Below are 16260 nucleotides of genomic sequence, written 5' to 3'. Positions count from 1 at the left end.
CAGGCGGAGCCGGGCAGGTGAACCCGGCCCCGCCGGAGCCGCTACTGGTTAGCGATGATCTTGGCGAGTCTGTCCTGGAGGGCGGTCAGTGCCTGGTCGGAGGGCTTCTGGCCGCTGAGGGCGGCGGTGATCTCCTCCTGGATGGCCGCCGTGGCGTCGCCGTACCGGACGACCGCCGGTCGCGGTGCCGCGTTGAGCAGCCCCTCCTTGAGCATCGGCAGGAACCCGAACTTCGCCACCAGCGCCGGGTCGTCGTACATCGCCGCGTAAGCGGGCGACTGCGACGACTCGAGCATCAGATGTCTGGCGGTCTCCTCGCTCGTCATGAACTTGATGAAGTCCAGCGCGGACTTCTTGTTCTTGGCGAACTTGCTGATGGCCAGGTTGTTGGCGCCGATCGTGCCCTTGCCGAGCCCGTTGAGCCCGGGGATGGGAGAGACGTCGAACTTGCCGGCGACCTTGCTGGAGCCGTCCTCCTTGTTGGCCAGCGTGTACTGGTAGGACCAGTTGCGGTGGAACAGCAGCTTGCCCGCCTGGAAGGCGCGGCGGCCCGCCTCCTCGTCCCAGGTGATGGACTCCTTGGGCATGTAGCCCTTCTTGAAGCCCTCGACGAGGAAGTCCAGGCCCTGCTTGGCCTGCGGGGTGGTCAGGGTCGGCTTGCCGTCGGCGCCGACGACCGAGCCGCCTGCCGAGTTGACGGCCTCGGAGATGTTGACGGTCAGCCCCTCGTACTTGTCGAACTGGCCGCCGTAGCAGTCCATGCCCTTGGCCTCGGGCATCTTCAGCACCTTGTCGCAGGCGGTCATGAGCTCGGCCCAGGTCTTGGGCTGCTCGAGCCCCGCCTTCTTCAGCAGGTCGGTACGCGAGTACAGCAGGCCGGTGCCGCCGCCCCACGGGGCTGTGTACAGCTTGCCGAAGTACGTGCCGCCTTCCACCAGCGATGGGATGATCTTGTCGGTCGGGAACTCCCCGAGAGGCAGCTCGTCGACCCAGCCGTTGGCGGCGAACTCCGCGGTCCACACGACGTCGAGGGAGACGACGGTGAAGGCGTCCGACTTGGTCTGGGCGTTCTGGATGAGCTGCTGGCGCTGCTGGTCGGCCTGCGGAGGCAGCTCGACGAGCGTGGCCTTCTCGGTGGGGTGCGAGGCGTTCCACTTGTCGATCAGACCCTGCAGCACGCCGCTGGAGTCCTTGCCGTTGGCGAAGGTGATCGGGCCGCGGCCCTCGTCGGCGGCAGGCTTGGCCGCCTGTGAAGGATCAGCGGAACCACAGGCGCTTACGATGATCGTTGCGGCAGCAAGGACCGCCGCGCAACGGAGCTTCACTGCACTACCTCCAGGAGGGCGGGATCGGCCAGCCGACGGCCGCGTGGATCGTGAACGGAGAGCTGGTAGGTGCCGGGGTCGTCGAGCGCGACCAGGGCGTCGAAACGGGTCTGCCTGCCGGTGCCCACGCCGAGCGGCATGGTCATGACCACGTCACCCGAGGCGTCGATCACGCGGAGCAGGACCGGGCCGGTGACCTTGAGCCCGGCTGTCACGTCCACGTTGCGCGTGGCCTTGACCTTGGGGTGGGAAACCTGGACGGCCGGCCTGCCGGCGCTCAGCCAGGCGGTCGTGGTCTGGATCGTGCGCCCGTCGCCGGTGTAGAGGACGGCCTGTGCGAGCTGGGTCGTCCCCCGCGCGGGCGGGGTGAAGGTCAGTGGGAAAGAGGTGCCGGAGGCGGCTCGGACGCCTTCGAGGTAGAGCTCGACCCGCTCGACATTCGAGGGAAGCCGGTCCACGGAAGCCGTCCCGTCGCCGAGCATCAGCCGCGGTGCGCGCTCCGTGGGTGAGGTGCCGGTGAGCTCGGCCAGCTCGAGGTAGGTGCGGGTGGGTTTGTCGGGATATTCCAGGAGTGTCCAGCCGCGCCATTCGTCCTCCGGGCGCGTCTCGGACCAGACGAACCATGACAGGCCCGAAACGTAGGGACGCTGGGCCGCCAGCTCCATCACCCGCCGCAGGTAGAACGCGCGCCGTTCGTCCGGCACCAGGCCCATCCACGTCCGCACCGAGGAGTAGGAGAACTCGCCCAGGTAGATCTGCTTGTCGGCGTCCCCCTGCCGCACCATCTCCGAATACAGCCGGTCGATGCCGAGGAAGTTGTCGTCGAACTCGCCGCCGGCGGCGTTCTCACGCACCTTGCCCGGGTCGTGGTCGTCGGGGTGACGGTCGTCGGTGTACGGGTGAGCGCCCATGAGGTCGAAGAAGTGGCGGCTCTTCACCGCGTCCGGATATTTCCGGACCGCGGCGTACACCTCGCGCACGAACCCGGGGTCCGTCCGCGTGGTCCCACCGAAGATCACCTTGGCTCGCGGGTCGGCGGCCTTGACCGACAGATAGCCGGCGCGCAGCAGCTTGGCGTAGTCCGCCGGGTCCTCTACGGGCTTGTAGAAGTCGCGCCAGTTCTCCTCGTTCCAGATCTCGTAGCTCTCGACCTCGCCGCGATAGCGACTCGCCAGCGTGGTCACGAACTTCGCGAACTCGGCTAACTCCTCCGGCGTCCTGGTCGGCGGGTACCAGATCCGCTCTCCGTAGTTCTCCACCGTGTCCACCAGGTCCGGGTGCACCCAGTCGGGCGTGGAGTTGATGTGCACAGCGGTGGAGATGCCGCGTTTGGCCGCCTTGGCGAAGTACGCGTCCAGCTTCGACCAGTCGCATTCATCGCGCTTCTGGCAAATCCCGGTCCACGACGCGACGATCTGGGCCCGGCGCACCCCGGCCTCGGCCATCTTGTCGAGCGAGGCATCCAGGTTGTCCGCCGAGGGCTGGACGAAAGCGACGGCCAGCTCCCGCATCCGCTGCGGCGAAACTGCCTGGTCACGGGCCGGCACGGGCACGCCGACCCCGGTTCTGTTTCGGTACGGTGAATCCACTGCCTGGGCCGGTACGGCTTGTCCAAGCACGGCGGCTGCGGTGAGCGCGATCGGCAGAAGTGCTCTTTTTCGCACCTGCCAGCTCCTTCCTCTTACAAGGCCCCCGAGCGTTTTTCTGCACGCCGGCATGGCCGCAGGTCGCAGACGAGCGGATGCCGGAGATTTGGGTGGTGGTTACTCCAGGGTGGGCAGTGGCCTGGTCGGCCAGGTGATCCTTTCCGTGGCGGGGCCCGTCGAGTCACGGACCATGAGCTGGGTGTCCACCTCGACAGGGCCGCCCTCGCCCTGGTCGCCGGAGTGGAGCATGCCGATGAGCAGGTCGACCGCGATCGACCCGATCTCCTCGACCGGTATCCGTACGGTGGTCAGCGCCGGCCTGGCCACCATGGCCAGGTAGGTGTCGTCCACGCCGACCACGCTGATGTCGCCGGGCACGGACAGCCCGCGGTTGGCGAGCTGGAGCAGCAGCCCGACCGCGGTCATGTCGTTGTTGGCGATGGCCGCGGTGACGCCGTGCGCGACGACCATGTCGGCGGCCTGCACGCCGCCCTCGATGGACTGCGCGTACGGGCCCAGCTCGACCAGCTCCATGCTGAGCGCCTTGCAGGCCCGCTGCACCGCGGCGCGGCGGTGCTGGTTCGACCAGACCGTACGCGGCGCGTTGACGTAGGCGCACCTGGTGTGCCCGAGGGCGTACAGATGCTCGACGGCCTGCCGCATGCCGTCCTCGCTCGAGGCGACGACCGTCGGCACGCCGGGTGCGCCCCGGTTGACCAGCACGGTCGGCACGCGGGTGGCCACGTCGGCCAACGTCTCGGCCGGCAGCCGCGATGACCAGAAGATGAGCCCGTCTACCTGTTTGGACATCATCGCCACGGCCTCGGCCTCCTCGCCGGGGTGCGCGTCGCTGTCGGCCAGGTAGACGCCGTAGTTGCGAGATCTCGCCCGTCGCTGCACCGCCTTGATCATGGGCGGGAAGAACGGGTTGACGATGTCGGGCACGATCAGGCCGATCGAGCCGGTCCTGCTGGAGCGCGGCGTCGGATCCGGCGCATAGCCGAGGCGCTCGGCCACCTCCAGGACACGGGCCCGCGTCACCGCGTTGACCCGGTCCGGGGTGCCGAACACACGCGACACGGTCGCCTTGGACACGCCGGCCTCTGCCGCCACGTCCGCGAGGGTCACCGCCATGCTGCCTCCCACAACGTTTGCGCTAGAGACTGCACCCGCCACGGTGACAAGTCAATACATCTCGGAAACTCTTGGCAAAGTTGCTGCAACACGACAGAATCACCTCAAACGGAGGAGGCCTTTTGAAGATCGTTGACGTTGCGCTGTACGCCGTCCCCGACCGCGGGCAGAACATGCTCCTCGTCGTGGTGGACACCGATGCGGGCATCTCCGGCGTGGGCGAGGTGGGAGTGCGCGTCTCTCCCGAGGTCAGCGGGGCCGTACTCGATCGCCTGCGTGAGGTGCTGGTGGGCCAGGACGCCGACCGCATCGAGCACCTGTGGCAGACGATGGCGCGCGGCGACTTCTTCCCGGCTGACCGGTCGACCACGTGCGTGATCTCCGCGATCGACATCGCGCTGTGGGACCTGCTGGGCAAGGCGCACGACGCTCCGCTCTACCGGCTCATCGGCGGACGGGTGCGCGATCACGTGACGTGTTACACCCATGTGCACCCGGAAGGGTTCGACACCCAGGCAGTGATCGACAGCTGCCACCGGCTGGTCGAGGAGGGCTGGCGCTACCTGCGGCTGGTGGTGCCGACCTCGGGCGATGTCCTGGAGCCGCGCGAGGCCATGCGGGTGGCGATCGCCCAGTTCCATGCCGTACGGCAGGCGGTCGGCGACGACATCGAGCTCATCATCGACGCCCACACCCGGCTCGACCTGCCCGAGGCGGTCACCCTGTGCCGGGAGATCGAGCCGGCCCGGCCGTACTTCGTGGAAGATCCGCTGCGCTGCGAGAACCTGGACGCCTATCGCATGCTGCGGCTGCGCACCGGAGTGCCGCTCGCGGCGGGCGAGCAGCTCAGCTCCAAGTGGGAGTTCCGCGCGCTGATCGAGGACGAGCTCATCGACTACGCCCGCCTCGACCTGGGCATCGTCGGCGGCATCACGGAAGCACGCAAGATCGCCGGGCTGGCCGAGACGCACCACATCAAAATCGCCACGCACAACCCGCTGGGGCCCGTCTCCTCGGCCGCTGCCCTGCACTTCAACCTGACCTGCCCGAACTTCGGCGTGCAGGAGATGCCGCCGGGGCCGGTTCCGGCCGGTTTCGGCTTCGCCCCCGTACCCGTGGACGGCGTGCTCGTCGCCGACGAGCGGCCCGGACTGGGCCTGGACGTCGATCCGACGCTGCTGGCGGGGCAGGCGCCGGCCACCGGACGCACCCCCCGAGTGAACCGGCTCGACGGCGCCTTCACGAACTGGTGAGGTCAGCCGTATGTTCAGCGGAAAACGGAGCCCGGGCCGTCGAGGCCTGCCCGACCAGCGTGACGCGCTGGATCCAGCGGGCGCGGACACCCTCACGGGCGCTTTCCGGCCACTCCGGCAGTGCGCTCACCGGCTGGATGCCAGCCGCCTCCTGCGCCCGCGCCAGGAGCCCCCGCACCGTCGTCGGCTGACTGTCGCGCATGACGGCCGTTCACCGGGGAGAAGGGCCGAGGAGTTCGTCGCGGCGCAAGCTCGCGACGGGGCCGCCGCCAGTGCTGCTCGACGAGCTGTCGTGTCCGCATCCATCGGGCGAACCGGGCGAGGCCTTGATCTGCTCCTGGTTGCCCGGCCGGACAGATGGTTGCATCTCCGGCGATCGCGGCTAACCTGCCGTTTCATGACGTACGGCCCTCAACAGCCGCAGTTCAACACTCCCGACAACCAGCAGCAGCCCTCCGCCTTCGCACCGCCTTCCGCGGTGATCGACGTGGGCGGTGACGCCAAGGTGAAGGCGTTGATCGGCGGCTCCGTCGCGGGGCTCATCGGGCTCGTCTCGATCTTCGCCTCGTTCACCGGGCACACGCCGGGCTCGCGCACCGCGGTCATGGAGCTGACCTTCGGGCTGATCTTCCTGTTCATCGGGCTGCTGCCGGTCCTCGCCTGGCGCAAGATCAGCCGGCCGCGCCGGCTCGTCTTCGACGGCTTCGGCGTGCGCTGGGACGACCCCCAGGGCACGCCGTGGGCGGCCCCATGGAACGAACTGTCCGGGGTGAGCATCTCGCGTACGCAGCCGCGCCGGGTCAGGCCGACCGACTACCTGATCCGCAGGACGAAGGTCCGCATCGACCTCTTCCCCGCCGACCCGGGCTTCCGCGCGCGCCACCCGGGCATGGAGCACCTGTGGGAGTTCCACACGGTCAAGAACGGCTACCGACTCCCGCTGGGCTCGAACCCCAGGTACATCCCGGTCATCGAGCACGCCATGCGCCAGTACCGCCCGGCCATCTACCTGGGCATCCGCGACGAGGGCTTCATGGCGGGCCCGGCCTGACGTCCTTCGACAGTCGCTCAACCGGATTTCGGCACACGGTCGGCACCCAGCTCGCCGAACGCGGCGCCAAGCTGCACACCATCATGAAGGTCCTCGGCCACTCCTCGGTCTCCGAGGCACTGGTCCATGCCCAGGTCACCGACCGCGAAGTGCTGCGTGACTACAAGTCCGTCCTCGACCCCGGCCCCGCCGCTGAGGAGCTGAAGTCCGGGACGCCGCCCGCTGCGCGGCGCTCGCCCCAGCCTGGCAGGCGGGCACCTGTCCTGTCTCGTTTGACTTGACTGCCCACGGTCCTGGGCCAGAAGCTAGGCGGACTCTTCGCCCGGCACCCTGGCGAGCGGCACACCACGCAGGCTGATCAGTACCATCGCAACGCACCCGCAGGTGAGTGCGATGTCGGCGACGTTACCCACGAACGGGCCGTAGTCGATGAAGTCCACGACGTGCCCGCGGGCGAAGCCGGGCTCGCGGAAGAGCCGATCGCCCAGGTGAGACACCGCCCCGCCGAGCAGCACGCCCAGCACGAGCGCCCAGCCGGGGGAGGCCAGCCGACGCGCGGTGTAGAGAATGCCGACCACTGCGGCTGCCGCTGCCAGGGCGAACACCCATGTCGCGCCGGTGCCTACGGAGAACGCGGCGCCGGGGTTGTAAAGCAGCCGGAAGTGAATCAAAGGGGGGATCACGGCGACGCGCTCACTGTCGGACAGCGTGGAGACCGCCCAGAGCTTGGTGAGCTGGTCCACGACAAGGACCACCGCGGCCAGCATGAGCATCATGCCGTACAGCCGACTCGAACCCCGCTCTAACCGCATCATTCATGGCCTCCGTGCTGTTCAACCAATATTTCCCTGAGACTACTAGGGCGCCCCATGAGGCACCCATGCGAATGCTTCATGATCGGTGAGGCATGCCTCGGGTCGAATGAGACCGAACAGCATCGAAGTGATGGCGATCGGTCGGCAAGCAGGCGACAGCCCTTGACAGCGCGGTGGGCTGACCACCGGGACGCGCGCCACCAACGGCTGGGGCGCCGTCAACAGCCTGGGACTGTGCTACCGCAGGATGATCGGCGCGTAGTTGAACGTCGGCGAGTCCCGCCACACCCTGGCCCAGTGGGTGTTCTTCGACCTGGGCCTAGTGGGCGGTGGAGCCGGCACGTGCCCAGTTCACATGAGAGCGACACGAGCTGCCCGCCGGCGGCACCTTTGTTTGGGGGCCGAAATATACGTGCTCGAACACGATCCGCGATGTGTGGTGTGATCGAGTGCTGAGCCGGCAGCCTTTCCCGTCAGATCGAACCTACGGGTTATAGTCGCGGCCGGGTGAGTCATGAGAGGGATGCGAACCATCGCCCCGCCGCGTTCCAGTGCTCGACGGTGGGGAACCCGGATCGCCCGGCAAGGGGGGCGATATCGTCGATCGAGACGGTCGCCCAGGTGAACCAGTCGCCCGTGCGCCCGGCCTGGCGCAGCCGTACGGTGTGGACCTCGCTCTGTACACCCGGCGGCGAGAGTTCGGCGATCACCGTTCCTCCTGACCTGACCAGTTCGCGCAGGCGCCGGAGGAGGGCTGCGGGGTCGCCGCCGATGCCGATGTTGCCGTCGGCCAGGAGCGCCTCGGCCCACCGCCCGGTTCCTGGAAGGGGTTCGAAGACGCACCTGCGCAGCGCCAGCCCGCCGGCGCGGCGGGTCAGCTCCACGGCCAGGGGGGTGATGTCGATGCCCAGGGCGGGAACCCCCATCCGGGTAAGCGCCACGGTCAGTCTTCCGGGTCCCGAACCGACATCGAGAGTGGGCCCGCAGCATCGGGCCAGAATGTGTTCGTCGCCCTCGTTGTATCGGAGCCAGCGCTCGGCGGAGAGCGACCGCATTCGGCCGTCGGCATATTCAACGTATACGTTTCTGCCTTTGAGACCTTCTTCGTAGAAAGCGCCGATCACGCGACTCTTCCATTGTGGCGGAAGCTGGGAAAGAGGACTGCCGGAATGTTCACCCGACTACTTGTGATCATGCAGGCACATTACCCCGGCAGGTCGGTGACGATCCTTACGAAGCTGTTAAGGACGAGGAGCCGCGACCGCCTGGCAAAACCGCGTCCATCATGCCCTCGGCTGAGTGTCAAAATATGGCAGAGCAGGGCAAGTCGCATGCTCTGCCGGGGGACGCAGGGGGCCAGTGGCCCAAATCACGGGTTCGGCCATGAAGCCGTATTTCCGCGGACTCGAACTGGTCATTTCTCGGAACGACGTCATCCTTTCGTAAGAGAAGGGGCGCTGTTGCCGCGTTAGCGTCGGCCCATGGAGATCGACGTGGTTCTGCCCTGCCTGAATGAGGAGGCGGCCCTGCCCTGGGTGCTCGGGCGGATGCCGCCCGGCTTCCGCCCGATCGTGGTCGACAACGGCTCGACCGACGGATCCGCGAGGGTCGCGGCGGAGTTCGGCGCGATGGTGGTGGCTGAGCCCCGGCCCGGATTCGGGGCCGCGTGCCACGCGGGGCTGACGGCCGCGACGGCGGACGTGGTGTGCTTCATGGACGCTGACGCGTCCCTCGATCCCGGGCAGTTGCCGCGCGTCGCGGGGCCGGTCCGGGCGGGTGAGGCCGATCTGGTTCTCGGTCGCCGCGTCCTTGGACCGGGCGCCTCCTGGCCGGTCCACGCCCGGCTCGGCAACGCCGTGCTGGCTCGCGAGCTGCGCCGCCGTACCGGTGCCGACCTGCACGACCTGGGGCCGATGCGGGCGTGCGGACGTGCCGCCCTGTTGGCCTTGGAGCTGGCGGACCGGCGGTTCGGCTATCCCCTGGAGATGGTGCTGCGCGCCGGTGCGGCCGGCTGGCGGATCGCCGAGGTCGAGGTGGACTATCTGGCCCGTACGGGGAGGTCGAAGGTGACCGGTACGGTGCGCGGCACGCTCCGGACAATCGGTGACATGCGCCGGGTCATGGCCGACAGGGCGGTATGACGTGAGTTCGCACCATATCGACGGCGCGCAACTTCTGGTGATCGCCAAGGAGCCCGTACCGGGGAAGGTGAAGACCCGCCTGACCCCGCCCTGCACTCCGCACGAGGCCGCGGCACTGGCCGGCGCCGCGCTGGAGGACACGTTGCGGACGGTCGCCCGGGTTCCGGTGGCCCGCCGCGTGATCGCTCTCGACGGGGCTCCCGGGGCGTGGCTGCCCGCCGGGTTCACGGTCGTTCCGCAGCGCGGCGACGGCCTGGACGAACGGCTCGCCGCCGCCTTCGACGACGCCCACCGGCTGTCGCCCGCCCCGATCGTGCTCATCGGCATGGATACCCCGCAGGTGTCCGTCGGCCTGCTGGCTGAAGCCGTGTCGTTGCTCGGCGCCCACGACGCGGTGTTCGGCCCCGCGACGGACGGTGGGTTCTGGCTTCTCGGGCTGCGCGCCCCCGACCCCGATCTGCTGCTCGGCGTGCCGATGTCCGAGCCGACCACAGGAGAGATCCAGCTGAACAGACTGATTGAGGCCGGAATGAGCGTCGCCTGCCTGCCTTGCCTGACCGATGTGGACACCATGGAGGACGCGGTGGAGGTGGCGGCGCTGGCTCCCCACTCCCGATTCGCCGCCGCGCTCGCCGGAACGGCGGTGTTGTGATGACCCCTTCTCGCGAGGCGAAGGTGCTGGTCACCGGCGCGGCCGGGTTCATCGGGAGCCATGTGACGGAGGCGCTGGAAGCGGCCGGACACGAGGTGGTTCGCCTCGACCTCAGGACCGGCGACGACGTGCGCGACGCCGCCACGCTCGACCGGTTGGTGGCAGGGGTCGACGTCGTCGTGCACCAGGCGGCCAAGGTCGGGCTCGGCGTGAATGTGGCCGACCTGCCGGACTACGCCTCGGTCAACGTGTACGGCACGGCCGTGCTGCTCGCCGCGATGGCCCGGCAAGAGGTCGGGCGGCTGGTGCTGGCCTCCTCGATGGTGGTCTACGGCGAGGGCGCCTACGACTGTCCGAGGCACGGCCGGGTACGGCCCGCGCCGCGTTCCGCCGCCGCCTTGGAACGCGGGCTCTTCGAACCTCGTTGCCCTCGGTGCGACTCGGAGGTGGTCTACGCCACCATCGATGAGGACGCGCCGGCGGATCCCCGCAACGCGTACGCCACCAGCAAGCTGGCGCAGGAGCACCTGGCCGCCAACTGGGCGCGCGAGACCGGCGGCACGGCCGTCGCGTTGCGGTACCACAACGTGTACGGGCCCAGGATGCCCCGGGACACGCCGTACTCCGGGGTGGCGGCGATCTTCCGGTCCGCGCTGGAGGCCGGTCGAGCACCCAGGGTGTTCGAGGACGGCGGGCAGTTGCGGGATTTCGTCCACGTCCGCGACGTCGCTCGTGCGAACGTCGCCGCGCTCTCCGGCGGCCGGCCGGGCCTGCTGGCCGCGTACAACATCGCCAGCGGGGAGCCGCACAGTGTCGGTGACATGGCCGTGGCACTGGCCACGCACCATGGCGGGCCGGAGCCGGTGACGACGGGGGAGTACCGGCTGGGCGACGTCCGCCACATCGTGGCCGCTCCGCACAAGGCGGGTGCGGAGCTCGGCTTCCACTCCCGGATCGGGTTCGACGAGGGGATGAAGGAGTTCGCCACCGCACCCCTGGCTTGCCCGGCGTGACCTGCCGCGCGGCGGGAACGGCCGTCCTGCTGGCCGCCCTTGTCGGCACGCTCGCGGCGGCGATCGGCGGGGACGTCGTTCCCGCGGATCGCCACGGCCTGTTCTGGCCGTACGCGCTCGCGTGGGCGTTCTTCTGCGCGGCGACGTGGGCTGTGCGCGGGCTGCCGACGCGCCAGGCGATGTGCCTGATGATCGTCGGAGGGATCGCCGTGACCGCCACCGGCCTCCTCGCTCCGCCCGCCACCAGCACCGACTCCTACCGCTACGCCTGGGACGGACGGGTGCAGGCCGCGGGCGTCTCGCCCTACGATCACGCCCCGGCCGAGGCGGCGCTGGCGCCGCTGCGCGACCTCTGGCTCTTCCCCCGCGGCGCCGGCTGCGAAGGGCCCGATCGTTACCCGATCCACTCCGGAGACCCGGTCACGTCGTGCACGCGGATCAACCGCCCCGGCGTGCACACGATCTATCCGCCCCTCGCGGAGGCGTACTTCCTCCTGGTACACGGACTCTCGCCCGAAGGGGCACGGCACAAGCCGCTGCAGATCGGCGGTGCGCTCCTGGCGTTCGCGACCTCGGCAGTGCTGCTGATCACGCTCAGCCGCCGAGCCGGCACCCGGGCCAACGCTCCGGCGCACACCGCCTGCTACGCGTGGTGTCCCGCCGTCCCGCTCGAACTGGTGAACAACGCCCACGTCGACGCGCTCGGCGTCTTGCTCGCCGTCATCGCCCTGACCACGGTGAACAAGCACAGGGTCCTCGGCGGAACGCTGCTCGGCGCGGCGACCGCCGCCAAGCTGCTGCCCGCCGTCACCGTCCCCGGAGCGCTCTCCGGAGTCCTCGCGACAGGCGGAAAGACGCCGGCGCGCCGGATGCTCGACACCCTGGCCGTCCTCGGCCCCGCCGCTCTCGTCGTGGCGCTCGCCTACCTGCCGTACGCGCTCGCCTCGCGCGGCTCGGTACTCGGATACTTCTTCGGTTACTTGACCGAGGAGGGTTACGACGACGCCGGCAGCAGAGAGCGGTACGCGTTGCTGAGACTGGTCCTCCCCGACTCGTGGGCGTTCCCCGCGGCCCTCGTCATCCTCGGGATCGCGATCTTCCACGTACTCCGCCACGGTGACGCGGACCGGCCGTGGCAGGGCGCCCTGCTGGTGACCGGGGTGGGGTTCCTCGTGTTCACGCCCGGCTATTCCTGGTACGCCGTACTGGTCGTCGCGCTGGTCGCCCTCGACGGCCGGTGGGAGTGGCTCGGCGTCCCGCTGGCGAGCGGCGCGGCGTACATGGGCACTGGTTCCGGGACCATCGCCTACGCCCTCGCCGCGCTGGCGGTGGCCGCCGGGCTTGTCGCACGCGCGATCCGTCCCTCACCCGGCAGCGCGTACGACGTCCCGAGATTGCGAAGAGCGGCCGGACATTGCCGAATGGGTGCCGGGGCGTGGCTTTGGAAAGACCGTTTCCGGTAAGGAGACCGAACAGCCGACATGGGGATTTCGGGGGGATCGGTGCCGGATGCGTCGCGGGGGCGCGATCGTGAGGTCAAGCCCGACAAGAAGGGCCGCCTGGCCGCGCGCCTCAGAGGGTGGAGCGGGCCGCCCGGGCCGTTCCGGCCGGAGTTCTGGCGCAGCCCGCTCCGCGGCCCCTGGCTGACCTCGGTGCTCGGACTGATCCTGCTGGCCGGGATCATCCTCGTCGCGATCACCGGGCTGGTGTCGTACGCCGCCTACGAGCCTCGCCTGCCGGGCAACGACACCACCCCCGGGAGGGGCCTGCTGGGCTTCTATCTGTTCGACTGGCCCACGGACCCGGTCTGGTTGTACCGGGTCACCCAGGGCGCGCACGTCGTCGGCGGGCTGACACTGGTGCCGATCCTGCTGGCCAAGCTGTGGTCGGTCATCCCCAAGCTGTTCTCCTGGCCGCCCGCCCGTTCCGTGGCGGAGGCCGTCGAGCGGGCCAGCCTGCTGCTCCTGGTCGGCGGCGCGGTGTTCCAGTTCGTGACCGGGATCCTCAACATCCAGCTCTTCTACGTCTTCCCGTTCTCCTTCTACCCGGCCCACTTCTATGGCGCATGGATCTTCCTGGCCGCCTTCGTCGTCCACGTCGTCATCAAGCTGCCCCGCGTCATCCACACCCTGCGAACGTACGGACTGCGCGACTACCTGCGCACCTCTGTGGCGGACACCCGTCCGGAGCCGCCGGACCCCGATGGCCTGGTCGCCGTCGACCCGGCGCCCCCCACGATGTCCAGGCGCGGCCTGCTGGCCTTCGCCGGCGGCGGCTCGCTGGTCATGTTCGGCCTGTCCGTCGGCCAGTGCGTCGACGGGCCGTTGCGCCGTACCGCGCTGCTCGCTCCCCATGGACGCCTCTACGGGACGGGCCCCAACGACTTCCAGGTCAACAAGACAGCGGCGAGCCTCGGCGTCACACCAGCCCGGACCGGCGAGTCCTGGCGGCTGGCACTCGTCGGGCCACACCGGACGGAACTCTCCCGCGCGGACCTGCTGGCGATGCCTCTGCACACCTATGCCTTGCCGATCGCCTGCGTGGAAGGCTGGTCGACCGTCCAGACCTGGACCGGCGTGCGGCTGGCCGACCTCGCCCGCCTCGCCGGCATCCGGGCCGGCTCGACAGGCGTCACCGCCAGGTCCCTGCAACGTGGGGGCTATTTCGGTCAGGCCTCGCTCAGCGCCGCGCAGGTCGCCGACCCGCGCTCGCTGCTGGCGCTGCGGGTCAACGGCGCCGACCTGTCCCTCGACCACGGATACCCGGCGCGGGTCATCGTCCCCAACGCTCCCGGCGTGCACAACACGAAGTGGGTGCGCGAGCTCGACTTCACCCAAGGGCGATCTTGAACGGCCGCAGCCGGTGGGCTAGGACCTACGGCGCCCCTTCGTGGCACCTGCTCGTACTCGCCCTCTGTTTTCTGGTCGCCGGTTACGCCGCCACCCGGGTGGTCGACGTGGGGATCTGGCCGGGCTTTCTGGTGTGGTTCGTGGGGGCCGTCATCCTCCACGACCTGGTGCTGTTCCCTCTCTACTCCGCCGCCGACCTCGCCGCCCGGTCCGCCACTGTCCGTACCCGCCGCCGTCGTCGTACGGCTGCTCGGCGTCGGCCTCGGCCGACGGGGCGGCGGCCGGCTCCGATCAACCACCTGCGCGTGCCGACCGCGTTCTCGGGTCTGCTGCTGCTGGTGTGGTCCCCACTCATTCTGCGCGGTGCCGAGCCCAACTACAGGGCGGCGGTCGGTTTGAGCACCATCCCTTACCTCAACCGATGGATTCTGGTCACCCTGGTGCTCTTCGCCGCCTCAGCACTGCTCTACATGCTGCGACGCCTGGCCGCGGGGCGGGCCGGCCGTTGAGCGCCCGGCCGATCGGCGACTACGCGATGTTGTCGGACTGCCGGTCCGCCGCGCTGGTCACGTCCGACGGCTCTGTCGACTGGCTGTGCCTGCCGCGTTTCGACAGCCCGGCGCTCTTCGCCCGGCTGCTGGACGAAGAGGCCGGCTTCTGGGCGATCCGGCCGGCATGTCCGGCCGAGGTGACCCGTCGGTACGTCGAGGACACCCTTGTGCTGGAGACCACGTTCCGGACGCGCGACGGCACCTTGGTGCTCCTGGACGCTCTTGCGCTGGGCCGTGGCGAACGTGGGCACGCGCTGGGCACGTCATCCCCCGGCCTGCTCCTTCGCCGGCTCGCCTGCACCGAAGGGCGGGTGTCCGTGGAGATCGTGTATGCGCCCCGGCCCGAGTTCGGGCTCGTCCGCCCGCTGATGCAATCGGTCCGCGGCGGCCTGATCGCCCGTGGAGGCGCCGACGTGCTCACCCTGTCCAGCCCGGTGGAGTTCCGGACCGGCGGCTCGGTCGCGGACGCCGCTCTCACCCTGCGCGCGGGACAGAACGTCGGCCTGGCCCTGCAGGCCGGCCGGGCCTGGGCGCCCGATCCGCCGCGCCGTACCTCCTGGGCCGTCGCGCGCCGGATCCGCGACACCGTCGCGGGATGGCGCTCCTGGTCACGCGGGCACGCCGACTACGAGGGACCCTGGCGCCGGCAGGTCAACCACAGCGGCCGGGTCCTGCGCGCGATGACCTACGCCCCGACGGGGGCCATGGTGGCCGCGGCCACCACCTCCCTGCCGGAAAGCATCGGCGGGGAGCGCAACTGGGACTACCGCTACACATGGGTCCGCGATGCCAGCTTCACCCTGCACGCCCTGAACACGGCCACCTGCGAGGAGGAGGAAACCGCCTTCTTCACCTTCCTGTCCCGCGCATGCGCGACCCAGGTCGACGCGGACCCGGACCTGCAGATCATGTACGGCATCGGCGGCGAGCGCGACCTGAGCGAACGGCGGCTACCGCATCTGCGGGGGTGGCGGGACAGCGCCCCCGTGCGGGTCGGCAACGACGCCTGGCGCCAGCGTCAGCTCGACGTGTACGGCGAACTGCTCGACGCCGCCCACCAGACCTATCGGGACATCGGCCCGTTCGACCCCCTCACCCGCTCGCTGCTGATCGGAGTGGCCGAGACCGCCGCACGCCGCTGGCAGGAACCGGATCAGAGTCTGTGGGAGGTCCGTGGCCCCAGCCGGCACTTCACGCACTCCAAGCTGATGTGCTGGGTGGGACTGGACAGGGCGATCACCCTGGCCCCGGTGCTGGGGGCCGCCTCCCGGGTCGCCGACTGGACGCGCGTCCGAGACGAGATCCACGCCGCGATCCTGACCCACGGATGGAACGAGCAGGCGGGTGCTTTCACCCAGACGTTCGGCGGCACCCAGGTCGACGCCGCCACCCTGATGATGCCCCTGGTCGGATTCCTGCCGCCGGACGACCCGAGAATCCGCTCCACCGTGCGGGCCGTCGCCACCCGGCTGACCGACGCGAGAGGGCTCGTTTACCGCTACCGTTCCGCCGACGGGCTGGCCGGCCAGGAGGGCCCGTTCCTGCTGTGCACCTTCTGGCTCGCGCACGCGCTGGCCCTCACCGGTCAGGACGCCGCGGCCAGGCGGGCGTTCGAGACCGCCGCCTCCTGCGCCAATGATGTCGGCCTGCTCAGCGAAGAGGTGGACCCCACCACAGGAGAGGCGATCGGCAACTACCCTCAGGCCCTCAGCCACATCGGCCTGATCAACGCCGCCCGCGCCATCGGGGACGCCCGGCGTTGAGGTCTCCCGGCACCTCATCGAAACGGTCACGCTCAACGGGCATGACCGTCACGGTTGGGAGACCAAG

Annotated in this window: 15 protein-coding genes; 10 read left to right on the top strand and 5 right to left on the bottom strand. The window is 69.6% G+C overall.

Annotation, left to right across the window (positions count from 1 at the left end):
* Window positions 1-41: 41 nt before the first annotated feature.
* The 3 genes from ACWDRB_RS41345 to ACWDRB_RS41335 all read right to left on the bottom strand — a co-directional run bounded on the left by ACWDRB_RS41345 (window position 42) and on the right by ACWDRB_RS41335 (window position 4105).
* The gene (locus ACWDRB_RS41345; protein WP_449903321.1) at window positions 42-1325 is read right to left on the bottom strand and encodes an ABC transporter substrate-binding protein; all 1284 of its coding nucleotides are present in this window, start codon (window positions 1323-1325) and stop codon (window positions 42-44) included.
* Window positions 1322-2878 carry a hypothetical protein gene (locus ACWDRB_RS41340; RefSeq protein WP_449903318.1) on the bottom strand — a complete coding sequence of 519 codons (1557 nt, stop codon included), beginning with the start codon at window positions 2876-2878 and terminating at the stop codon, window positions 1322-1324. The genes ACWDRB_RS41345 and ACWDRB_RS41340 overlap by 4 nt, the downstream gene beginning before the upstream one ends.
* 210 nt (window positions 2879-3088) lie before the next feature.
* Window positions 3089-4105: a LacI family DNA-binding transcriptional regulator gene (locus tag ACWDRB_RS41335; RefSeq protein WP_449903315.1), complete on the bottom strand. Its 1017-nt coding sequence runs from the start codon at window positions 4103-4105 to the stop codon at window positions 3089-3091.
* 122 nt (window positions 4106-4227) lie between these two features.
* Between ACWDRB_RS41335 and ACWDRB_RS41330 the strand changes: the two genes are divergently transcribed.
* The 3 genes from ACWDRB_RS41330 to ACWDRB_RS41320 all read left to right on the top strand — a co-directional run bounded on the left by ACWDRB_RS41330 (window position 4228) and on the right by ACWDRB_RS41320 (window position 6690).
* Window positions 4228-5358, top strand: a complete 1131-nt coding sequence (locus tag ACWDRB_RS41330; RefSeq protein WP_449903312.1) for a mandelate racemase/muconate lactonizing enzyme family protein — start codon at window positions 4228-4230, stop codon at window positions 5356-5358.
* Window positions 5359-5755: 397 nt separating this feature from the next.
* Window positions 5756-6409 (top strand): hypothetical protein, encoded by a 654-nt coding sequence (locus tag ACWDRB_RS41325; protein WP_449903310.1) that lies wholly within the window; start codon window positions 5756-5758, stop codon window positions 6407-6409.
* Window positions 6406-6690, top strand: a complete 285-nt coding sequence (locus ACWDRB_RS41320; protein WP_449903473.1) for a tyrosine-type recombinase/integrase — start codon at window positions 6406-6408, stop codon at window positions 6688-6690. The genes ACWDRB_RS41325 and ACWDRB_RS41320 overlap by 4 nt, the downstream gene beginning before the upstream one ends.
* 24 nt (window positions 6691-6714) lie before the next feature.
* On the opposite strand, the gene ACWDRB_RS41315 is transcribed toward ACWDRB_RS41320, so the two are convergent.
* Window positions 6715-7185, bottom strand: a complete 471-nt coding sequence (locus ACWDRB_RS41315; RefSeq protein WP_449903307.1) for a signal peptidase II — start codon at window positions 7183-7185, stop codon at window positions 6715-6717.
* Window positions 7186-7736: 551 nt separating this feature from the next.
* Window positions 7737-8279 carry a methyltransferase domain-containing protein gene (locus ACWDRB_RS41310; RefSeq protein WP_449903305.1) on the bottom strand — a complete coding sequence of 181 codons (543 nt, stop codon included), beginning with the start codon at window positions 8277-8279 and terminating at the stop codon, window positions 7737-7739.
* A 426-nt stretch (window positions 8280-8705) separates the two neighbouring features.
* Between ACWDRB_RS41310 and ACWDRB_RS41305 the strand changes: the two genes are divergently transcribed.
* Genes ACWDRB_RS41305 through ACWDRB_RS41275 form a run of 7 tightly spaced genes read left to right on the top strand, consistent with a single transcriptional unit; the run spans window position 8706 to window position 16193 of the window.
* Complete coding sequence (locus ACWDRB_RS41305; RefSeq protein ID WP_449903302.1) at window positions 8706-9365, top strand: glycosyltransferase family 2 protein; 660 nt, start codon at window positions 8706-8708, stop codon at window positions 9363-9365.
* A 1-nt stretch (window position 9366) separates the two neighbouring features.
* Window positions 9367-10017 carry a TIGR04282 family arsenosugar biosynthesis glycosyltransferase gene (locus tag ACWDRB_RS41300; protein ID WP_449903299.1) on the top strand — a complete coding sequence of 217 codons (651 nt, stop codon included), beginning with the start codon at window positions 9367-9369 and terminating at the stop codon, window positions 10015-10017.
* Window positions 10017-11030, top strand: a complete 1014-nt coding sequence (locus tag ACWDRB_RS41295) for an NAD-dependent epimerase/dehydratase family protein (protein WP_449903296.1) — start codon at window positions 10017-10019, stop codon at window positions 11028-11030. The genes ACWDRB_RS41300 and ACWDRB_RS41295 overlap by 1 nt, the downstream gene beginning before the upstream one ends.
* A complete protein-coding gene (locus ACWDRB_RS41290) occupies window positions 11027-12493 on the top strand; it encodes a glycosyltransferase 87 family protein (protein ID WP_449903293.1) in 1467 nt (488 codons plus the stop codon). The genes ACWDRB_RS41295 and ACWDRB_RS41290 overlap by 4 nt, the downstream gene beginning before the upstream one ends.
* Before the next feature lie 18 nt (window positions 12494-12511).
* Window positions 12512-13879, top strand: a complete 1368-nt coding sequence (locus ACWDRB_RS41285; protein ID WP_449903290.1) for a molybdopterin-dependent oxidoreductase — start codon at window positions 12512-12514, stop codon at window positions 13877-13879.
* Entirely contained in the window at window positions 13876-14388 is a 513-nt protein-coding gene (locus ACWDRB_RS41280; RefSeq protein ID WP_449903288.1) for a hypothetical protein, read from the top strand. Before ACWDRB_RS41285 ends, ACWDRB_RS41280 begins: the two co-directional genes overlap by 4 nt.
* Window positions 14385-16193: a glycoside hydrolase family 15 protein gene (locus tag ACWDRB_RS41275; RefSeq protein WP_449903286.1), complete on the top strand. Its 1809-nt coding sequence runs from the start codon at window positions 14385-14387 to the stop codon at window positions 16191-16193. Before ACWDRB_RS41280 ends, ACWDRB_RS41275 begins: the two co-directional genes overlap by 4 nt.
* Window positions 16194-16260 lie beyond the last annotated feature (67 nt).

Source organism: Nonomuraea sp. NPDC003707, from assembly GCF_053587055.1.
Note: the sequence above shows the minus strand (reverse complement) of the source record. Positions and strands in the feature narration are given on the sequence as shown.